21 protein-coding genes and 1 pseudogene are annotated in these 19,079 nt (G+C 69.2%); 13 read left to right on the forward strand and 9 right to left on the reverse strand.

Features of this window, described 5'->3' with window-relative positions; genetic code table 11:
• The 3 genes and pseudogenes from EIZ45_RS32160 to EIZ45_RS32170 form a co-directional block, all read right to left on the reverse strand.
• Nucleotides 1–188, reverse strand: a pseudogene (locus tag EIZ45_RS32160) (DUF3558 domain-containing protein); the annotation flags it as partial.
• A 5-nt stretch (nt 189–193) separates the two neighbouring features.
• The gene (locus EIZ45_RS32165; protein ID WP_037816225.1) at nt 194–685 is read right to left on the reverse strand and encodes a PE domain-containing protein; all 492 of its coding nucleotides are present in this window, start codon (nt 683–685) and stop codon (nt 194–196) included.
• Nucleotides 686–797: 112 nt separating this feature from the next.
• Nucleotides 798–1,352, reverse strand: coding sequence for a DUF3558 domain-containing protein (locus EIZ45_RS32170; protein ID WP_240690857.1), 555 nt, complete (start codon nt 1,350–1,352; stop codon nt 798–800).
• A gap of 69 nt (nt 1,353–1,421) precedes the next feature.
• Here EIZ45_RS32170 and tsaB point away from each other — a divergent pair, with 69 nt between their 5' ends.
• From tsaB to tsaD, 3 genes are read left to right on the forward strand one after another with little or no spacing between them, the layout of a single operon-like run.
• On the forward strand, nt 1,422–2,087 hold the full coding sequence (gene tsaB, locus EIZ45_RS32175) for a tRNA (adenosine(37)-N6)-threonylcarbamoyltransferase complex dimerization subunit type 1 TsaB (protein WP_134667668.1): 666 nt from the start codon (nt 1,422–1,424) through the stop codon (nt 2,085–2,087).
• The gene (gene rimI / locus EIZ45_RS32180) at nt 2,084–2,566 is read left to right on the forward strand and encodes a ribosomal protein S18-alanine N-acetyltransferase (protein ID WP_037816223.1); all 483 of its coding nucleotides are present in this window, start codon (nt 2,084–2,086) and stop codon (nt 2,564–2,566) included. Before tsaB ends, rimI begins: the two co-directional genes overlap by 4 nt.
• Complete coding sequence (tsaD, locus tag EIZ45_RS32185; protein ID WP_043835247.1) at nt 2,566–3,612, forward strand: tRNA (adenosine(37)-N6)-threonylcarbamoyltransferase complex transferase subunit TsaD; 1,047 nt, start codon at nt 2,566–2,568, stop codon at nt 3,610–3,612. The genes rimI and tsaD overlap by 1 nt, the downstream gene beginning before the upstream one ends.
• Here the strand turns inward: tsaD and wecB are convergent.
• From wecB to EIZ45_RS32200, 3 genes are all read right to left on the reverse strand, one after another.
• Entirely contained in the window at nt 3,593–4,756 is a 1,164-nt protein-coding gene (wecB, locus tag EIZ45_RS32190) for a non-hydrolyzing UDP-N-acetylglucosamine 2-epimerase (protein WP_037816441.1), read from the reverse strand. The two genes, tsaD and wecB, sit on opposite strands and share 20 nt — an antisense overlap.
• A 69-nt stretch (nt 4,757–4,825) precedes the next feature.
• The gene (locus tag EIZ45_RS32195; RefSeq protein WP_037816221.1) at nt 4,826–5,005 is read right to left on the reverse strand and encodes an LPXTG cell wall anchor domain-containing protein; all 180 of its coding nucleotides are present in this window, start codon (nt 5,003–5,005) and stop codon (nt 4,826–4,828) included.
• 20 nt (nt 5,006–5,025) lie between these two features.
• On the reverse strand, nt 5,026–5,793 hold the full coding sequence (locus EIZ45_RS32200; RefSeq protein ID WP_134667666.1) for a choice-of-anchor P family protein: 768 nt from the start codon (nt 5,791–5,793) through the stop codon (nt 5,026–5,028).
• A 376-nt stretch (nt 5,794–6,169) separates the two neighbouring features.
• Between EIZ45_RS32200 and xrtP the strand changes: the two genes are divergently transcribed.
• Both xrtP and EIZ45_RS32210 read left to right on the forward strand, forming a co-directional pair.
• A complete protein-coding gene (gene xrtP, locus EIZ45_RS32205) occupies nt 6,170–6,676 on the forward strand; it encodes an exosortase P (RefSeq protein ID WP_037816219.1) in 507 nt (168 codons plus the stop codon).
• A 53-nt stretch (nt 6,677–6,729) separates the two neighbouring features.
• Nucleotides 6,730–8,058, forward strand: a complete 1,329-nt coding sequence (locus EIZ45_RS32210) for a glycosyltransferase (protein WP_051729209.1) — start codon at nt 6,730–6,732, stop codon at nt 8,056–8,058.
• A gap of 45 nt (nt 8,059–8,103) precedes the next feature.
• Here the strand turns inward: EIZ45_RS32210 and EIZ45_RS32215 are convergent, their stop codons facing one another.
• Nucleotides 8,104–10,020, reverse strand: coding sequence for a peptidoglycan recognition family protein (locus tag EIZ45_RS32215; RefSeq protein ID WP_134667664.1), 1,917 nt, complete (start codon nt 10,018–10,020; stop codon nt 8,104–8,106).
• Nucleotides 10,021–10,331: 311 nt separating this feature from the next.
• Between EIZ45_RS32215 and groES the strand changes: the two genes are divergently transcribed.
• Nucleotides 10,332–10,661, forward strand: coding sequence for a co-chaperone GroES (gene groES, locus EIZ45_RS32220; RefSeq protein WP_020662728.1), 330 nt, complete (start codon nt 10,332–10,334; stop codon nt 10,659–10,661).
• A 98-nt stretch (nt 10,662–10,759) separates the two neighbouring features.
• Nucleotides 10,760–12,373, forward strand: coding sequence for a chaperonin GroEL (groL, locus tag EIZ45_RS32225; protein WP_037816216.1), 1,614 nt, complete (start codon nt 10,760–10,762; stop codon nt 12,371–12,373).
• Between the two features lie 137 nt (nt 12,374–12,510).
• Here the strand turns inward: groL and EIZ45_RS32230 are convergent, their stop codons facing one another.
• A complete protein-coding gene (locus EIZ45_RS32230) occupies nt 12,511–13,251 on the reverse strand; it encodes an SDR family NAD(P)-dependent oxidoreductase (RefSeq protein WP_134667662.1) in 741 nt (246 codons plus the stop codon).
• Nucleotides 13,252–13,344: 93 nt separating this feature from the next.
• Between EIZ45_RS32230 and EIZ45_RS32235 the strand changes: the two genes are divergently transcribed.
• On the forward strand, nt 13,345–13,986 hold the full coding sequence (locus EIZ45_RS32235) for a TetR/AcrR family transcriptional regulator (RefSeq protein ID WP_134667660.1): 642 nt from the start codon (nt 13,345–13,347) through the stop codon (nt 13,984–13,986).
• Between the two features lie 6 nt (nt 13,987–13,992).
• Here the strand turns inward: EIZ45_RS32235 and EIZ45_RS32240 are convergent, their stop codons facing one another.
• Nucleotides 13,993–14,295 (reverse strand): WhiB family transcriptional regulator, encoded by a 303-nt coding sequence (locus tag EIZ45_RS32240; RefSeq protein ID WP_037816439.1) that lies wholly within the window; start codon nt 14,293–14,295, stop codon nt 13,993–13,995.
• A gap of 247 nt (nt 14,296–14,542) precedes the next feature.
• Between EIZ45_RS32240 and EIZ45_RS32245 the strand changes: the two genes are divergently transcribed.
• From EIZ45_RS32245 to EIZ45_RS32265, 5 genes are all read left to right on the forward strand, one after another.
• Nucleotides 14,543–15,448, forward strand: a complete 906-nt coding sequence (locus EIZ45_RS32245) for a MerR family transcriptional regulator (protein WP_200864397.1) — start codon at nt 14,543–14,545, stop codon at nt 15,446–15,448.
• Between the two features lie 9 nt (nt 15,449–15,457).
• On the forward strand, nt 15,458–16,504 hold the full coding sequence (locus EIZ45_RS32250; protein ID WP_370318208.1) for a hypothetical protein: 1,047 nt from the start codon (nt 15,458–15,460) through the stop codon (nt 16,502–16,504).
• A gap of 131 nt (nt 16,505–16,635) precedes the next feature.
• On the forward strand, nt 16,636–17,232 hold the full coding sequence (locus EIZ45_RS32255; RefSeq protein WP_020662719.1) for a response regulator transcription factor: 597 nt from the start codon (nt 16,636–16,638) through the stop codon (nt 17,230–17,232).
• 323 nt (nt 17,233–17,555) lie between these two features.
• Nucleotides 17,556–18,128, forward strand: coding sequence for a sigma-70 family RNA polymerase sigma factor (locus EIZ45_RS32260; protein ID WP_037816212.1), 573 nt, complete (start codon nt 17,556–17,558; stop codon nt 18,126–18,128).
• Nucleotides 18,129–19,067 carry an anti-sigma-D factor RsdA gene (locus EIZ45_RS32265; RefSeq protein ID WP_134667658.1) on the forward strand — a complete coding sequence of 313 codons (939 nt, stop codon included), beginning with the start codon at nt 18,129–18,131 and terminating at the stop codon, nt 19,065–19,067.
• Nucleotides 19,068–19,079: the final 12 nt, after the last annotated feature.

Consider the following 19,079-nt stretch of genomic DNA (forward strand, 5'->3'; position numbering starts at 1 on the left):
CAGGGGTTCTGCTCGTACTTGGTGGCGTCGAGCGGGTTGCTCACCTTGGGCACGCTGCGCGACGTGCTCGTCGGTGCCGAGGACGACGACTCAGGTGTCGCCGGAACCGGTGTGCCCGGGGTCGAGGAGCAGGCAGTGACGGCGAGCAGAACGAGGCCGCTGGTCGCGGCGAGAGCGATGCGCTTCACCCGGTTCATCCTTGCTTGCGCAGGCTGCTCGTGTTGGCGTGGTCTTGTTTCTCGTACTTGGCGATGGCGTCTTGCAGCTTGTCCGCGTACCCCTGTGCGTAGGCCTGTTGCTGCTGAAGGCTGGCCAAGTATGCGTCGGCATGGCCGTCAGCCGCCTTCTTTTGCAGCGTGCTGGCCGGGTCTTCGGCGGGCGGGGGAACGACCTTCAGCTGGTCACCGGTTCGGATCATGTCGTTGAGCTTGTCCGCGATCCCCTGCCACTTTGGCTGCAGCTTCCGCATCGCGTCGACGTCCATGTTGAACCCGCCGCCCGCCGCGGCGGCGTTTACCTTCGCGTCCTCTGCCGCGCGCTGCTGGTAGACGCGTACGCCGTTGGAGTTCATCGCTTCGCCGAACTGCTTGTCCTGGCGGTCGCGCTTGGCCTGCTCTTCCGGGTCGACGTACCCCGCGCGACCGTCCACCGGCTGGCTGTTGCTGGACGACTGCCCATTGCCCACGACGACGCTCCCCCTCGCTCCCGGCGGCACTGTCTGCGACTGCCGATGCTCTGACTGAGCTTAATCGGTCGAGGTTCCCCGTGTGGACAAAATCCCCCAAGCCGGGCAGGCGTCAGGAACCTGTTCGGAGGGTGGCGACGACCGCCGTAGCTGCTTTGAGTGCGACTGCGCAGGGGTCGGCGTAGGAGGGCGACCGCGGGAAGAGGATGACTGAGCTGGTGAACGTCTCGTCGGAGCGGACGCCGACCGCGACTTGGCAACCGCCGTCTGAACGGTTGTCCAGGACGTTGGTGTAGACAGCCGGGTAGCCGTCGATGGAGGGGGCCGGTTCGAAGTAGCCGGTGCTGCTCCGGTTCCCGTAGACGGTGGCGAGGCCGCCCTGCCCGGGGACCAGACCGACGGCCAGCGAGCTGTTCTCGCGGTCGTTCCAGCTGCAGACCGGGGCTACATTGCCGGTGATCTTGCGGTTGCGGACCGCGCCGAAGACCTCCGCTGCCTGCGGGAGCAGGGCGCACGGGTCCTGTTCGTATTTCCGCACGTTGAGCGGATGGGGCACCTGCGGCACCTCGGGTGGCGCGGACGACTCCGAGAGCGGGGCCGGAGCGGCCGAACAACCGGCCAGAACCAGCACGCCGCCGAGCAAGGCCGCGATAGACAGCTTGGTCACGGAACGTATCCTCCCGCACCCCAAACCCGCCCCCTTGTCCCCTTCGGACCAGAGCTATCCTGGGAAATCGTGCTGGTATTGGCGATCGACACGGCTACTCCGGCGGTAACGGCGGGCATCGTTGCCGTCGACGACGCTGAGCTTGTCACCCGGGCGGACCGCGTCACGGTGGATCCTCGGGCGCACGGCGAGCTGATCGCCCCGCATGCGCTGGCTGCCGCGGAGGAGGCTGGGGTCACGCTTCGCGAGTTGGACGCGATCGTGTGCGGCGTCGGGCCGGGCCCGTTCACCGGGTTGCGGGCTGGCATGGCCACGGCGGCTGCGTACGCGCACGCGCTCGGCATCCCGGCGTACCCGGTGTGCAGTCTCGACGCGATCGCGTCTGACGTCGTACGCACGGAGAAGCCGTTTCTCGTCTTCACGGACGCGCGGCGTCGCGAGGTCTACTGGGCTGCGTACGACGCTTCGGGCGCGCGCACCGACGGTCCTCACGTACAGCGGCCTGCGGACATTGAGACTGACATTCGCGTAGCGGCGGGCGACGGTGCGTTGCAGTACGCGGCATCGGTGGGCGTGGTGCCGATCGAGCCGCGGTTTCCGTCGCCGGCTGGGTTGGTGCGCGTGGCGCGTACAGCACTTCTCGAGCGCGAGGAGCCGGAGCCGTTGACGCCGCTGTACCTGCGTCGTCCGGACGCTGTCGAGCCCGCGGCGCGCAAGAGGGTGACTGCGCTGTGAAGCTCGACCAGCTGCGCCGCGCTGACGTCGGGAAGTGCGCGGAGATCGAGAAGATCCTCTTTCCTGGCGACGATCCGTGGAGTGCGCGCGCCTTCCACTCCGAGCTTGACCAGGGGCATTACTACCTCGCAGCGCGGTCGGACGACGGGGAGACGCTGCTTGGGTACGCGGGGCTCGCGGTGGTCGGGCGACGCGGTGACTACGAAGCGAGCGTCCACACAATCGGCGTGGTGCCGGAGGCGCAAGGGCAGGGCATCGGCAAGGCGCTGCTTCGCGCGTTGCTGACGCGCGCGGACGAGCTGCACGCCGCGGTCTTCCTCGAGGTGCGCACGGACAACGACCCCGCCGTGAACCTGTATGAGGCGCACGGCTTCCAAAAACTCGGCATCCGGCGGCGCTACTACCAGCCCTCTGGCGCCGACGCGTTCACCATGGCCCGCCCCGCGCAGGCCCCGGCACGAGACGAGGTGGCCGGCTGATGGCGCGCGTCATCATGGGCATCGAAAGCTCCTGCGACGAGACCGGGGTCGGCCTCGTCCGGCTGCACGACGACGGCACGGTGGAACTGCTCGCCGACGAGGTCGCGTCCAGTGTGGACCAGCACGCTCGCTTCGGCGGGGTCGTGCCGGAGGTCGCCAGTCGTGCGCATCTCGAAGCGATGGTGCCGACGGCGGAGCGTGCGTTCGCCACCGCCGGGCTGAAACTGTCCGATGTGGACGCGATCGCGGTGACGGCCGGGCCCGGTCTCGCTGGCGCGTTGCTGGTGGGCGTTTCGGCGGCCAAGGCGTATGCGACCGCGTTGGATGTGCCGCTGTACGGCGTGAATCACCTTGCCGGGCACATCGCGGTGGACACGTTGCAGCACGGCCCGTTGCCGACGCCGGTGTTGGCGTTGCTCGTTTCCGGCGGCCACACGCAACTGTTGCGAGTGGACGACATCGCGTCGAGCATCACCGAACTCGGGTCCACTGTGGACGACGCGGCGGGCGAGGCGTACGACAAGGTCGCGCGGGTGCTGGAGCTGCCGTACCCGGGCGGGCCGCCGATCGACAAGGCGGCCAAGCAGGGCAACCCGAAGGCGATCGCGTTCCCGCGCGGGATGACCGGCCCGCGCGACGCGAAGTTCGACTTTTCCTTCTCCGGCTTGAAAACGGCGGTGGCCCGCTGGGTGGAGAACGCCGAGCGCGCTGGCGATCAGGTGCCGGTGAACGACGTCGCGGCGTCCTTTCAGGAAGCGGTCGCGGACGTGCTCACCGCGAAGGCGATCCGTGCCGCGCGTGAACAAAACATCGGCACGTTGGTGATTTCCGGTGGCGTGGCAGCGAATTCGCGGCTTTCCGAACTGGCCGCGGAGCGATGCGCGGAGGCTGGCATTGAGCTGCGCGTGCCGCGGCCGCGCTTGTGCACGGACAACGGCGCGATGATCGCGGCGTTGGGTGCGCACGTGGTGGCGGCTGGTCGATCCGTGGCACCGCTGGACTTTTCGGCGAACCCGGGCCTGCCGGTCAATGTTGTGTCCCTTTAGGACTCACCAGGGCAGCGGCATCAAGCGACACCCCCAGCAGCGCCTCGATCGCCAACGCTGACCGTGCGGCCGCGGAACCGTTTCCGTACGGATTCGCTGATGCGGCAGCGCTGATCTCCCCGCGGAGAATGCGCGCGGCGGTGTCGGTGATCAGTTCGGTATCGGTGCCGACCAGCCAAGCGCAACCGGCTTCGACGGCCTCCGGGCGTTCCGTAGTGTCACGCAACACCAGCACCGGCGTACCGAACGTCGGTGCTTCTTCTTGAATACCACCGGAATCCGTCAGCACGAGCGACGCCAACCGCAGTGCGCGCACGAGATCCGGGTACTCCAACGGCTCGGTGACGGTCACCCGCGCAACCCCGCCCAGCACCTCCTCGACCTGTTCCCGCACAGCCGGATTCGGATGCACCGGGAACAGCACCTGCACGCGCGGATGGGCATCGACGATCTGGCGCACGGCAGTCAGCGTGCGCGTCAACGGTTCGCCCCACGACTCGCGGCGGTGCGACGTCACCAGCACCAACTGCTCGCCCGCTTCGGCGATTCCCATCTCCAGCAAGGCAAGCGCCGGATCGCGCGCGGGCAAATCGCGCGCCGCCACCGCGAGCACCGCGTCGACGACTGTGTTGCCCGTACGCGTGATCCGCTCCGAAGGCACGCCCTCGGCCCGCAGCGCCGCGCCCGCGGCCGCCGTCGGGACCAGGTGCAGCGCGGCGATCCGCGAGATCATCTGCCGCGTTCCCTCCTCGGGGAACGGCGACGCCAAGTCGTGCGTACGCAGCCCGGCTTCGAGGTGCACCACCGGAATGCCGAGCCAGAACGCGGCGAGCGCGCCGGCCAGTCCGGTGGTGGTGTCGCCTTGCACGACGACGGCCGACGGCTGGTACCGGCGCAGCGCGGCGTCGAGCGCGGGCAGCAGGCCGGACACCAGTTCCGCCTGCGTGCCGGACACCCGCGGCGGCACGTCGAGCCACGCGTCGATCCCGACCTCGAACGGGGCCAGCGCCTGCTCGACCATGCCCTGATGCTGACCGCTGTGCACGACCAGCGGCCGCAGCCCGGGCCGGGCGTCCAGGGCCAGCGCGAGCGGCGCGAGCTTCACCGCCTCCGGGCGCGTCCCGGCCAGCAGCATCACGTCCAACGTTTTCACCCTTTCGAGTGTCCCGGAAAACCGGGCTGCCGGCGGGATCACGCCGGCAGCCCGGATTCTTCAGCCGTCCAGGCGGGCGAACCGCCGATTCCGGCGGCGGACGGCGATCAGCGCGACGATCCCGAGGATCACCAGCGCCACCCCGACCGCGAGCCACCAGCCGACGTCGGCGCCGGTGGCGGCGAGGGTGCCCACCCCGCCACCGGCGACGCCGACCCCGGCGCCAGGCATCTTGTACATCGATCCATCACCTCACCGGGTCAGGCAGCCGAACGACGCCGGGAGAAACGCAGGCCGACCGGCACCGCGATCGCGGCGACCACGCCGAACCCGATCCACATGCCTGCGCCCGAGGCGAGCGGCATCGGCGGAGCGGCCGGGCCGCAGGTCGCCGACGACAGGATCACGTCGCCCGAGCCGAGCGCGCCCAGTGCGGCGCCGCCGAGCAGCTTCAGGTGCAGCGCGTTGACGGTGAGGCTGCCGTCGTTGTTCTTGATCTGCTCGTTCAGGATCAGCGTCGCCACGTGCAGCGGGCCGACCTGGACCTTCAGCTGGGTGTTCGCCGCCGGGGTGGCGTCGACCTTGCCGAGGGTGCCGAGGTTCGCGCCGACCAGCGTGGTGCTGCCCTTGACGCCTTCCTGCGTCGCGGTGCAGACGGCTTCGACCGCCTTCACGCCGACATCGCCGGCGGCGGCCTTGAGCAGCGGCAGCCCGACGTCGGCGACGGACGCCTTCGCCGTGACCGCGCCGGAGTTGTCGTCGCGCACGGCGGACGTCTTGATCACGCCGGTGGTCAGCACGCCGGGCACGTTCGCGGAGACCGCGGTGCTTTCCGTCGGGCCGTTGGTGTTCGCGGCCGCGAGCGGGCCGAGATGCACCGCGGGCTGGCCGAGCAGCGTCACGTCGACGTTGACGCCGTAGGCCGACCCGTCGCCGGGAGCGGCGCTGGCCGGAACAGCTCCGGCCAGGGCGATGCTCGCCACGACAGCGGCGAGCAGGCCGCCTCGTCGCACGAGGTGTCTCTTCACTGGTCCTCCGATTTTTCTCAGGGCGAGCCGCTGCGCGGACTAAACCCGCTGAGCAAGAGTCGGCACGCGGATCGGTTATCGGCTGAGGTTTCCGAAATGGCACAGTTTTTTGCCCTCAATCACCACATCGGGTGATAAGAATTCGCTTTTCCCCAGGTTGCGTGAAGCATCACTCTAACGGAGTAGCAAGAGTGCGTAAGAATATGCCGAAAGCTGCTCGGGTGTCCCCGGAATGGGGCTGCCCGGCGCAGGGCGGGAGCCGTCGCGGACACGACCGTGGCCGGGTCCGCCCGGTTCCGCTGGGTTTCTTCTCGAGAGGGTCGTCGTGACAGCAGTCAACGCGCCGGTGTCAGGCGCATCCCGGTTTCCGCTGCGTATGGCGGTGGTCGGGGTGCTCGCCGCGGGGGTGGTGCTGGTGCTCGTGGAACGCGGGTACCGGGAGCTGGAGGTGCGACTGGCCGGGGTCATCCTCCGGATTGTCACCTCATCGGGGGTCTATGTGGCCGGAAACCGGGAATCGGTCTACTTCGGGTTGTCTGGCGATACTCCATTCGGGTTGCGGATGACTCCGGAATGCTCGTCGGTATTCCTTCTGCTGCCGTTGCTATTAGTGACCGCCGCACTTCTGTGGTTCCGGCCACAGAATGCCCGCAGGCTCTTTTTCTCGCTGGGAATTTCCGCGATCACGGTGATCTTGGTTAATCAGTTACGCATTCTCACCATCGTCGGGCTGGTCAACGGGCTCGGCACCGACGAGGGCTACTACTGGGGCCACACGCTGCTCGGCTCGCTGGTCAGCGTCATCGGCGGCGCGATCTCGCTGGTGCTGTTCGTGTGGCTGGCGACGCGGAAGACGAAGGCCGAGAAACGGGCCGCGGCGTGAGCGGCTCCGGCCTGAAGATCCTGCTGTCGGTCACGCAGGCGTTCGCGCTGACCATGAGCGTCGCGTTCCTCGTGTACGTCGTGGTGATCGTCGTGCCGTACCTGCGCCGCAAGCCCGCTCCGGTCGGCGATCCGGCCGACTTCGCCTGGCACTTCTTCGTCCCCTGCCGCGACGAGGAGGTGGTGATCCGCGAGACGGTGAAGTACCTGCGCGGCACCTTCCGCCGCGCGCACGTGTGGGTCGTGGACGACGACTCCGACGACCGCACCGCCCGCGTCGTGCGCTCGGTGTGGCGGCGCAACGGCGGCTACGACCCGAATCTGCACCTCGTCGCCCGTCAGCGCCCGGAAGCGCGTACGGGCAAGGGAGACGCGCTCAACGCCGCCTATCGCGAACTGGACGACTGGCTCGGTCCCGACGCGGACCGGGACCGGGTCGTGGTCGTGGTGGTCGACGCGGACGGCCGTCCCGCGCCGAACTGTCTCGAAGTGTGCGCCGCGGACCACCTGTTCGGCGACGAAACCGTTGGCGCCGTTCAACTCGACGTCCGGATGAGCAACTTCCGCAGCCGTCCGCCCGGCCGCACGTGGTTCTCCCGCGCCTTCGGCCTCAAACTCGCCCAGTTGCAGGACCTGGAGTTCCGCACCGCGATCGCGGCGATCCAGACCTCTCGCGGCTTCACCGGCACGATCTCCATGGGCGGCAACGGGCAGTTCACCCGGCTGTCCGCATTGGACTCGATCGCGGGCGACGAGCTGGCCCCGTGGCGCGGTTCGCTGCTGGAGGACTTCGAACTCGGCGTGCACCTGCTCACCGCGGGCTGGCGCACCGGGTTCACGCCGGATTCGCATGTGGCGCAAGAAGGTCTGTACAGCCTCCGCCGGTTCCTGGTGCAGCGCACGCGCTGGGGCCAGGGAACCATGCAGTGCATGCGGTACCTGCGCCGGATCTGGGACTCGCCGCACGTGTCCACTTTGGGCGCCGCGGAGATGATGTACTACCTGGCGCAGCCGTGGATGCAGCTGCTCGGCTCGCTGCTGTACCCGGTGCCGTTCATCCTGCTTCTCGTGAGCACGGCGGGCGATCCCGGTCAGGTGTGGACGTGGTTCACCGGCGGCGCTTGGATCCTGTTCGCGATCTACGGTTCGTTCGGGCTGCTGCCGTTCGTCGTGTGGGGCCCGATCTACCAGATGAAATGCTTGCGCAGCAAGAACATCTTCCGCGGCATCGGCATGGGCCTGTTGTACGCGGCCTACATCTACACCTTCTACATCACGTCCTGGCGCGCGCTGTTCCGCTTGGTGCGCGGACGCAACGGCTGGGCCAAGACCCGGCGCAACACCGAGGCCAGCACGGGTGTGAAAGTGGCGCTGGACGCGTGAATGCCCGGACCGGAAGTTCCGGCCCGGGCATTCAGCGAGCTGCGGTCAGGACGCCGGTTCGAGGTCGACGTCGTCGCGGCTGACGTACGCCACGCGGTGGCCGAGCTGGATTTCCACGTACCTGGACTTGCCCTTCACGACCTTGTTCGTCGCGACGTCGAAGGACGCTGAGTAGTACTCCGAGCCGGTCAGCCCGCCGACTGAGTACTTCTGGCCCGCGCCGAGCTGATACGGCAGTGGCTTGAGCTCCTGCACCGGAATGTCCTTCGGATACGCACTGGCCTCCGGGTACGCGCTCCCGTATACCGGCACGGTTGTCTTGCCCGCCTTGGGAATCGCGACGAATCCGTCCGCCGGATACGCGGTCGGCGCGTCGTCCGGGTTGCGGAACCAGCCCTTCTGACCGAGGTACCAGATCGCGGTCCAGTCGCCGCGAGTGTCCGCGACGGCGTACTTCTGGCCGGTGGCCACGCGGCTGCCGATGTCCGAGACGTCCATTGTGGACGGATCGGGCCCGTGCATGCCCACATCGGACAGCAGCGGCGCGGACTCGCTCGGCTCGGTGTGCAGCACGACCGACCCGGAACTCCGCTCGGGGCACGGGTTTCCGGACCCGATCTTGTCGCAGCCGGTGAACGCCGGACGGTTGGCGGAGAACTCCGGATCGATCATGACCAGACCGGAATCCGGCTCGCCGTAGTGCTCCAGCGGAGCGCCGAGCAGATCGAAGTAGTGCGCCCAGTCCCAGTACGGACCCGGGTCCCAGTGCATGCTCTTGATCTTGTCCGCGTTCGGGCCGGGCACGTTGTCGTGGCCGAGGATGTGCGCCCGGTCCAGCGGAACGCCGAAGCGGTGCGCGAGGTAACGCACGAGCTTCGCGGACTGCCGGTACATCGCCTCGGTGAACCAGGTGCCCTGCGCGGCGAAGCCCTCGTGCTCGACGCCAAGCGATTTCTCGTTCAGGTACCAGTTCCCGGCGTGCCAGCCGACGTCCTTGGTCGGCACGTGCTGGGCGATCTGGCCGTCCGAGGAGCGGACCGTGTAGTGCCACGCGGTCTGACCGGGGGTCTGCGCCTGCTTCATCACCGAGTCCCAGGCGCCCTCGGTGTCGTGGATGACGATGTAGTCGATCTTCTGGTCGCGCGGCCGGTCGGCCTTGTCGTAGTTGCCGTAGCTGTCGCCGATCTTCTGGAACGGCGCGGGCACCGATTCGCAGGACAGCGACCTCGGGCACTCCGTGGCCGGCGGCTTTCCGGCCTGCAGGCCGAGCCGATCCGCCTGGGCACGGTCCGGGGTGACCCCGGACGCCGCGGCGAGTTTGACGGCCTGGCCGTCGTCGGTCGTACGCGCGGTGCCGCTGTTGATGGTGGCGAAGACCTCGTCGGCAAAGGTGCGCGCGCCAGTGATGTCCTCGGAGCCGCTGTATCGCGCGACGGCTCCGTACCAGTCCTTCGCGCTGTCGCTCTTGACGCCCAACTCTCGCTGGTACTCGGCCAGCAGCGCCGCGCCGCCGCGGATGTTCGCTACGGCGTCCGTACGGAGCTTCGCCGCGTCGGTGTGCAGCAGTGCAGCGGCCTGGTCGATGGTCTGGCTGCCGGGCGGGGGAGTCGGGGCTTCCAGCGGCCGCAGACGCAGGGCCGGGCGAGAGTCGTCGCCTCGGGGGTCTTCGTCGGGATTGTCGAATTCGCTGGTCCGCAGGCCGGCGGTGCGGACGTCGGTGAGATGCATCGGGCCGTACCCGGCGGCGGTGCTGGGCGCGCCGGAATGAGTGTCCCAGCGGGACTCCAGGTACGAGACGGCCAGCAGGACGTCCGCCGGGACGCCGAATTCGGAGGCTGCGTCGGCGAAGGCTCGCTGGCGGGCTTCGTTGGCGGGCTGGGCGGAGGCGGGCACGGCGACCGCGGCCACTGCCAACAGCCCGGTGGTGGCAGCGGCCAGGCGCCACGGGAGTGAGCGGGGCATAGAGGGCTCCAGGGGTGAGATGCCTGTCTGTGCGGATCCAACCAGGAGCCCGGGGATTTGGTGAGGTTTATCCGCCGGATGCGGCCGAACGGGCACGCGGCGGCGCCCGGGCCGCCCGCCGCCTGGTGGAGGGCCCTCGCGCGCGGCCCGGAGCAAACGGGCCGGTCAGCGGCCTCCGCCTGGGGTTTCACCAGGTCCGGCGGACCCTCCTTGCGAAGCTGGCACTCACATGGCTAGAGTGCTAATCGAACGGCCCGGACACGCCCCGGCACCCGCGACGGCGGGGGTGGTATGAGCCGTAACCAGTCATCATGCCGACGCTTTCGACGACCGTGGAGGTCAACCCGGTGAGCGTGAACATCAAGCCGCTCGAGGACAAGATCGTTGTCCAGACGAGCGAGGCCGAGGAGACGACCGCTTCCGGCCTCGTCATCCCCGACACCGCCAAGGAGAAGCCCCAGGAGGGCAAGGTTCTGGCCGTGGGCCCGGGCCGCATCGACGACAAGGGCAACCGCGTTCCGCTGGACGTGGCTGTCGGCGACGTCGTCATCTACTCCAAGTACGGCGGCACCGAGGTCAAGTACAACGGCGAGGACTACCTGATCCTCTCCGCCCGCGACGTGCTGGCCGTCATCAACTGACGCGTCACTCGCAGCGCAAGGACGCCCCGGGCCCCGCTCATGCCGGGGTGCGGGGCGTTTTGCGTCGCACGACAACCGAAAGGTAAGCGGAAAGAGTTATGCCCAAGCAGATCAGTTTCGACGAGGACGCTCGTCGCGCGCTCGAGCGCGGGGTGAACAAGCTCGCCGACGCGGTCAAGGTCACCCTCGGCCCGCGCGGTCGCCACGTCGTCCTCGACAAGAAGTTCGGCGGCCCGACGATCACCCTCGACGGCGTCACCGTCGCTCGCGAGATCGAGCTCGACGACCCGTTCGAGAACCTCGGCGCGCAGCTCGCCAAGAGCGTCGCCACCAAGACCAACGACGTCGCGGGCGACGGAACCACCACCGCCACGGTGCTGGCCCAGTCGCTGGTGAAGCACGGCCTGCGCAACGTCGCCGCCGGCGCCAACCCGACCGCGGTCGGCAAGGGCATCGAGGCGGCCGCGGAGAAGGTCGTCGAGGTCCTCAAGGCCAAGGCCACCCCGGTCAAGGGCCGCGACAACATCGCCCAGGTCGGCACCGTCACCTCGCGTGACGCGACGATCGGCGCGCTGCTCGGCGAGGCCGTCGAGCGCGTGGGCGAGGACGGCGTGATCACCATCGAGGAGTCGTCCACGCTGGCGACCGACCTCGTGATCACCGAGGGCGTCCAGTTCGACAAGGGCTTCCTGTCGGCGCACTTCGCGACCAACCCGGAGGACCAGAAGGCCACCCTCGAGGACGCCTACATCCTGCTGCACCGCGAGAAGATCTCGGCGCTGGCCGACCTGCTCCCGGTGCTGGAGAAGGTCGTCGAGGCGAAGAAGCCGCTGCTCATCATCGCCGAGGACGTCGACGGCGAGGCGCTGTCCACCCTCGTGGTGAACTCGCTGCGCAAGACGATCACCGCGGTCGCGGTCAAGGCCCCGTTCTTCGGCGACCGCCGCAAGGCGTTCCTGGACGACCTCGCCGTCGTGACCGGCGGCGAGGTGATCTCCGCGGAGATCGGCCGCAAGCTGTCCGAGGTCGACCTCAGCTCGCTGGGCAAGGCCCGCCGGGTCGTCGTCACCAAGGACGACACGACGATCGTCGACGGCGCGGGCACGAAGGACGACATCGCCGCCCGGACCGCGCAGATCCGCAAGGAGATCGAGACCACCGACTCCGACTGGGACCGCGAAAAGCTGCAGGAGCGGCTCGCGAAGCTCGGCGGCGGCGTGGCCGTGATCAAGGTCGGCGCGGCCACCGAGACCGAGCTGAACGAGCGCAAGCACCGCATCGAGGACGCCGTGGCTTCCACCAAGGCGGCCGTCGAGGAGGGCATCCTGCCCGGCGGCGGTTCGGCGCTGGTGCACGCGGTCAAGGAACTCGAGGGCAACCTCGGCCTGACCGGCGACGAGGCGACGGGTGTCGCCATCGTCCGCGACGCGCTCACCGCCCCGCTGTTCTGGATCGCGACGAACGCGGGCCACGAGGGCGCGGTCATCGTGAACAAGGTCCAGGAGCAGGGCTGGGGCCAGGGCTTCAACGCCGCCACCGGCGAACTGACCGACCTGATCGCGGGCGGCATCGTCGACCCGGTCAAGGTGACCCGCTCGGCCGTCGCGAACGCGGCGTCCATCGCCCGGCTGGTGCTCACCACGGAAAGCTCCGTGGTCGAGAAGCCGGTCGAGGAGGAGCCGGAGGCCGCTGGCCACGGTCACTCGCACTGACGCGGTTCAGCCTTTGCGTTAAAGCGGGGCGGCATTCCCTTCGGGGAGTGCCGCCCCGCTTTTTGTGGTGCGGGGGTTTGGGCGCAGCTGTTTCCGCATGATCGGGTGGTGCCTATTCGACCGGCGTCCAACGCCGATCAAGCAGTAAACCCGCCATCCACCGTGATCGAGGTCCCGGTCAGATACCGCCCATCCGGACCAGCCAGGTAAGCCACCGCGGCCGCGATGTCCGACGGATTTCCATAGTGCCCCAACGCAATATGCGCCAACTGGTCGCCGGAATGCGGGCCGTCCGCCGGGTTCATTTCGGTGTCGGTCGAGCCGGGGTGGACGACCATCGCCGTGATTCCGCGCGGTCCCAGGTCGCGCGCCAGGCCCTTGGTCATCCCCACCAGCGCGGATTTGCTCGCCGAGTACAGGCTCAATCCGACGAACGGCGCGCGCTCCGCCAAATCGCTGCCGATCGACACGATCCGCCCGCCCTGCTTCATGTGCCGGACCGCGGCCCGGGCCGCCACCAGCGGGGCCTTCACGTGGATCGCCAGCGTGCGGTCGATCGTCTCCGTGGTCAGGTCTTCGACCGGTGCCGCCGGGAACACGCCGGCGTTGTTCACCAGCACGTCCAGTCCGCCCAGTTCGGCCGCGGTCTGGTCGACCGCACTGGTCACCGCGTCCGCGTCCGCGGCGTCTGCCTGCAGCGCGAGGCCTCGCCTGCCGAATTTCTCGATGGACGCGACCACTTCCGCCGCCCGGTCCGCGGCGCGTTCGTAGGTGATCGCGACGTCCGCGCCGTCCTCGGCCAGCCGGAGTGCGATCGCCGCGCCGATTCCGCGGCTTCCGCCGGTGACCAGCGCGACCTTGCCGTCCAGGGTTCCCATGTCCCACCTCTTTCTGTATCGATAACTACATAAATAGCCGCGTACGATGGGTCGGGTCAAGACTTCTGTATCGCTCACTAAAGAAGGTGGTCCATGTCACCCCGCGGCCGCCCGCGCGCGTTCGACCGCGAGCACGCGCTCCACCAGGCGATGCTGGTGTTCTGGGAGCGTGGCTACGACGGTGCGTCGCTGTCCGAGCTGACCGAGGCGATGGGCATCAAGCCGCCGAGCCTGTACGCGGCCTTCGGCGACAAGGAAGCACTGTTCCGCGAAGCGATCGAGCATTACCAATCCGCGTACGGACGGCACACGATGCGCGCGCTGACCGAAGAGCCGACGGCGCGCGCGGCGGTTGAAGCGATGCTTCGCGACAACGCTTGCGCGTACGTGGAACCGGGGCATCCCAAAGGCTGCATGGTCGTTCTGGCGGCTACCAACTGCACGCCAGCCAATGCGTCCGTGTGGAAGTTTCTCGCTGCTTCGCGGGACGAAGTGCGACGGCAGCTTCACGAGCGCCTTCGTCGCGGAGTGGAAGAAGGCGACCTCGCGGCCACTGTGGACATTGACGCGCTCAGTGCGTTGTACGCGACTGTCTTTTATGGACTGACCATGCAGGCGCGCGACGGCGTCAGCCTCGACTCGCTGATGACCGTCATCGACCTCGCACTCTCGATGTGGCCCGGAAACGGCGGAGGGGCGGCGTCCACTGTGGACACCGCCCCTTCCGCGCCGTGATGAAAGTCAGATGTGCGCCATGGTCAGCGCGCGTTTGTCCTGTTTGATGATGTGGTCGCGCTCCGATTCGGACAGCCCGCCCCAGATGCCGTAGGGCTCGTGCACGGCGAGCGCGTGCTTGCGGCACATCTCCAGCACCGGGCACGACAGGCAGATCGCCTTGGCCCTGGCCTCGCGCCGCGCCCTCGCCGGTCCCCGCTCTCCGTCCGGGTGGAAGAAGGATCCGCTGTCCATTCCCCGGCACGACCCCTCCAGCTGCCAGTCCCACATGTCTGCGTTGGGGCCGGGGAGCCTGCGCGTGTCTGCCATCCTGACCGCCTCCGTCATCCGGTCGATGCCATTAGCTGCTCTGCTGTGGTGCCGATACTCCATTCGGTGCAACGGCGGTAACGTTAGAAGCGCGCCAATAGTTGTTCAATAGATCGGCGGCGATTCAGCCGTTAGGCATCCCCCAGATGTGTGAGCAGGGCTTTTGGCTCGGGTTGCCGGGACCGCGAGCGGGCTGGATATTGACCGGGTGGGATCCGGATCAGGCGATGGAGAACCCACCCTGCCGGTGGCCTCGGTCGCCCGCCGGCTCGGTGTCGCGCCGTCCACCCTGCGTACTTGGGACCGCCGCTACGGTCTCGGTCCCAGTCGCCACACCGACGGCAGACATCGCCGCTACGGCAGCTCCGACATCGGTCGTCTCGAACTTATGCAGCGCGCGCTCCTTCGCGGTGCTTCGACGGCGGAGGCCGCGCAGTACGCGTTAGAGCAGATGCCGCGCGCGGACTTCGTGCCAGCGCCTGCCGAGCCCGCGGAAGCGACAGAGACGAAAGCGGCGGCTGACGACTTCGAAGTCCCTTCGCGGCTCGCGCGTCGTTTGAGCACTGCTGCGTTGGCGATGGACGTCGGCGCGGTACAGCGCATGCTCGTTGACGCCATTAGCGAGCTAGGCGTGCTTCAGGCGTGGTCGGGCGTTATCGACCCGGTCCTCACTGCACTCGGCGCGCGGTGGCGCGGTGTGCACGCGGGTGCGGAAGTGGAGTACCTGCTCGCTGAGTGCGTGTACGCGGCACTAGTGCGCGCGACGCCGGTCCTCGACGAGCCTCGCAACCAACGGCCGGTCCTTCTCGCGTGCGTGCCCGACGAACGGGACAACATGCCGGTGTACGCGCTCGCGGCGGCTCTCGCGGGGCGAAGGATCGGCGCGCAGCTCTTCGGCATTGCGCTGCCACAAGAAGTGCTGGCGGTAGCAGTGCGGCGAAGCGCGCCCGCTGCGGTCGTGCTGTGGGCGAATCGGGCGAACGCGGACCCTCGGCTCTTCGCGCGCGTGTCTCGCGGACGGCAGCGGACCCGGTTGTTCGCCTGCGGCCCCGGCTGGGATCCCGCGCTGTTGCCGCCGAAAGTCGAGTTGCTGGCGGATCTTTCCGCGGCCGCCGACCGCGTGGAGCACGTTCTTGTCGGTGCTCCGCGATAGAAAGGTCGAGTGGACGAAGAAGCGCTGACGGCCCTCGCGTTCGGCCCGGACGCCAGGTCGGCAGACCCGATACCTCGCGACGGCTCGCCAAGGCAACGCCTCCTGGCGGCGATCGTGCTGGGCGCCCGCGGCCGATATGCGGCAGCCGCGGACTTGCTCGACCCGCTCCGGCGCGGCAGTGATCCGCTGACGGCCTCGCTGGCGGCGAGCACGCTGGCGTCGCATCGGCGGCAGTTGGGCGCACATGTGATGGCGCGGAAGCTGGATGGGGAGGCGCTGCTGGCGGTCGGGCTGCGCGGAGCGGGGGAGCGGAAGACCTCGACAGGCGGCGGCTCGGGAACGGCTGGCGGTGGGCTGGCTGCGGCTGGTTCGGGCTCGCGGGGCGGCGGCCCAGTCCGAGCTGGCACCGGAGCAGCTTCGCCCGCTCTGGGACCAACCTCGGCCACCGATTCCCCGGCCGGCACCGCGAGCCGCAGCGCACCCGCAAGCCAGGGCAGCCTCGTCGAGCCCGCCGAAGACCCCCACGGGCTGGACCTCCAAGGCGCCCGAGCCGACGCCCTCCTTGGCCTGGCCGCCGACAATCTCGCCCTCGGTCGCATCTCCGCCGCCCGTCGCCTGGCCGTCCGCGCCGCCCAAGCTGACCGGCGCTGGCGCGCGACCATCCGCGGCGGCTGGGTGGGCGCCGAGATCGAGCTCGCCGACGGACAGCCCGAAGCGGCCGTCGCCCCGGCTCGCATCGCCTACGAGACCGCCGTCGCCCGGCACGCTCGGCGACACATCGTGAAGTCCGGCATCGTGCTCGGCGTCGCGCTGCTCTCCGCAGGGCAGGACGGGGCTCGGGAACTCGTCGTCGCAGCCGCCGCGGACGCCGAAAAATATGAGCTCGATTCACTTAGCTGGGTGGCGGACCGCGTCGCCGCTGACTTGGACCACGACCGGGCCGAGGAGTATCGATTCAGGAGTCGCCAGGTGTTGCACGCAGTGTTACGGCACGCGGATCCTGGCGTGATGCGTATCGCACACGAATCGCCGTGGGTGCCCGTCGGACCCGGGTAGGCCTGCGGGAACGGGCGTTCCGGCATCCGGGCTAAGAAACTTCAAAAAAAGCCACCGGATCGTGTCAAGGTTCGGGCTAAAGCGTCCGATAGGGGAAGTGGAATGTCACCCGGCTGCAGGAAGGAAACCCCGTGACGACGGTCTTGATCTGCGACGACCGACGCAGTGTCCGCGAAGGGCTCACCCGTGTGATGTCCGCGGTGCCTGGGGTCAGTCGCATCGACTGCGTAGCGCACGGTGACGAGCTGCTGGCCCGGTACACCCGTCAGCCGGTCGATGTCGTGCTGGTCGGAACGCAACGCGCGGTCCCGACGGGCGTCGAGGCCACGCGCCGGCTCGTCTCCGCGAACCCCCAGGCGAACGTCATCGTCTTCGGAGCCCCGGACGACGCGGGCAGCATCGCGGCCGCCATCGCCGGCGGAGCGCGCGGCTACCTGCGCTGGGACGCTTCGCGGCCCGAACTGGTCGCCGCGCTGGCGCACACCCTGGCCAGCACCTCGGTGCCCGCGCCGCGGCAGCCGTCCGACCCGGGCGTGCAGCTCACCGAGCGCGAGCTGCAGGTGCTGCGCGGCATGAGCCAGGGCAAGAGCAACGGCCAGATCGGCCGTGAGCTGTACCTCTCCGAGGACACGGTCAAGACGCACGCGCGGCGGCTGTTCCGCAAGCTCGGCGTCCGCGACCGCGCGCAGGCCGTGGCGCACGGCTTCCGCCGCGGCCTCGTGTCCTGACCGAGGCGGGGCAAGCCAAAACGGGACTTCCGATCCGATTCCCGCGGTGACGAACGGGCCAGGGCAGCCAAGCCCTGGCCCGTACCTGTTGTCCTGGCCCCCGCACTCGTGCCACGCCCGCGTCCCCACCGCGTAACGGCACTGCCCCAGCCCGTCTGCCTGCGACAATCGCCGTCCGGCCGCGCCCGGCGCGCCGGTCACCACCTCTGGCGGTTGTCTGGTAGGACTCCGACGGTACGGTAGCTGTGACCGGCGCTGGACGGGGACGACCACGCGCCGGATTCTTTGCACGCCTACACGTAACGCTGGGACTGTTGTCTGCGATGGCCACTGTGGGGGATGGACTGGACGAGCCGGTCGCCGCCGCTGTCGAGGGAGACCCTCAGGCAGTGGAGCGGTTGCTGGCCGCCATTCGTCCCCTTGTGGTGCGGTATTGCCGTGCCAGGGTTGGCAGGCAGGAGCGTTCGTTCGCTTCGGCAGACGACGTTGCGCAGGAGGTGTGTCTCGCGGTGCTTACGGCCTTGCCTTCGTACCGTGACCAGGGCCGCCCCTTTCTGGCGTTCGTCTACGGCATCGCCCAGCACAAGGTCGCCGACGCGCACCGCGCCGCGGCGCGCAACCGGGCGGAGCCGGTCGCCGAGATCCCCGACGAGATCGAGGTCGGCGTCGGCCCGGAGCAACGTGCCCTCCAGGGTGAGCTGAACGAGCGGATGGCGCAGTTGCTGCAGGTGCTGCCGGACAAACAACGGGAAATCGTCGTTTTGCGGGTCGTGGTCGGGCTGTCGGCGGAGGAGACGGCGGACGCCGTCGGTTCCACGCCGGGCGCCGTCCGCGTCGCCCAGCACCGGGCGCTCGCCCGGCTGCGCAAGGTGCTTGCCGCCGAGGAGGTGATCTGAGTGACCGATCGCGAAGACCGGGACAGAGACCTGTCACCTTCCGCGCAGGCCAGCGGCCTGACCGGGTACGAAGCGGAAACCGACGGCGACCTCACGGCCATCCAGGCCGACGACGCGCTCCTCGACGCGCTCGGCGGGACCGATCCGGCTGTCGCCGACGGGCTCGGAGACCAGGAACTGAACGCGCTGCTGCTCGCTTGGCGCCGCGACATCGACAGCGAACCGCTCGCCGAGCTGGTCGACGTCGACACCGCGGTCACCACGGTGAAGACCGCCACGCTGGCGCGCAAATACCAAAGCCGCGGCCGGCGCCGCCGCTATCTCGTGCCGGTGGCCGCCGCGTGCGCCGCCGCCGCGATCGCCTTCACCGGCACCGGGCTCGCCGCCCGGGACGCCCAGCCCGGCGACACGCTGTGGGGCCTCACGAAGGTGCTGTACGCCGACCACGCCCGCTCCGTCGAGGCCGCCGCCGCGGCGAAGCTCGACCTGGAGAAGGCGAACCTGGCGCTGGCCGACAACCGGCTCGCGGACGCCCGGCGCGCGCTCGCCGACGCGCAGGCCGCGCTCACCCAGGTCACCGACGCGGACAACCGCAACCAGCTGATGCAGCAGCACCGCGAACTCGCCGCGCAGCTCGGTCAGCCGACGGCCCCGCCCACGGGTCAGACGACGTCGTCGTCGCCCGCTGTTCCGCCGGGACACGATCCGGTCAGCAGCGCGGCGCCGCCGCCCGGACAGTCGACCTCGCTGCCGGGCACCGGCCACACCGACAACCCGCCGCCGGTCACCTCGGTGACGCCGCTGCCGCCGGTGACGTCGACGCCGAGTTCGCCGCCGCCGTCGCCGAGCGCCACCCCGAACGATCCGGGCACGGGCAGCAGTCCGCGCAACGAGTCGTCGCAAGGGGCGCAGGCCCCGAACAGCACCAGCGGCTCCTAGGTTTTCCGAAGG

It is taken from the genome of Amycolatopsis sp. CFH S0740, assembly GCF_004522315.1.
GTDB lineage: Bacteria > Actinomycetota > Actinomycetes > Mycobacteriales > Pseudonocardiaceae > Amycolatopsis > Amycolatopsis nivea.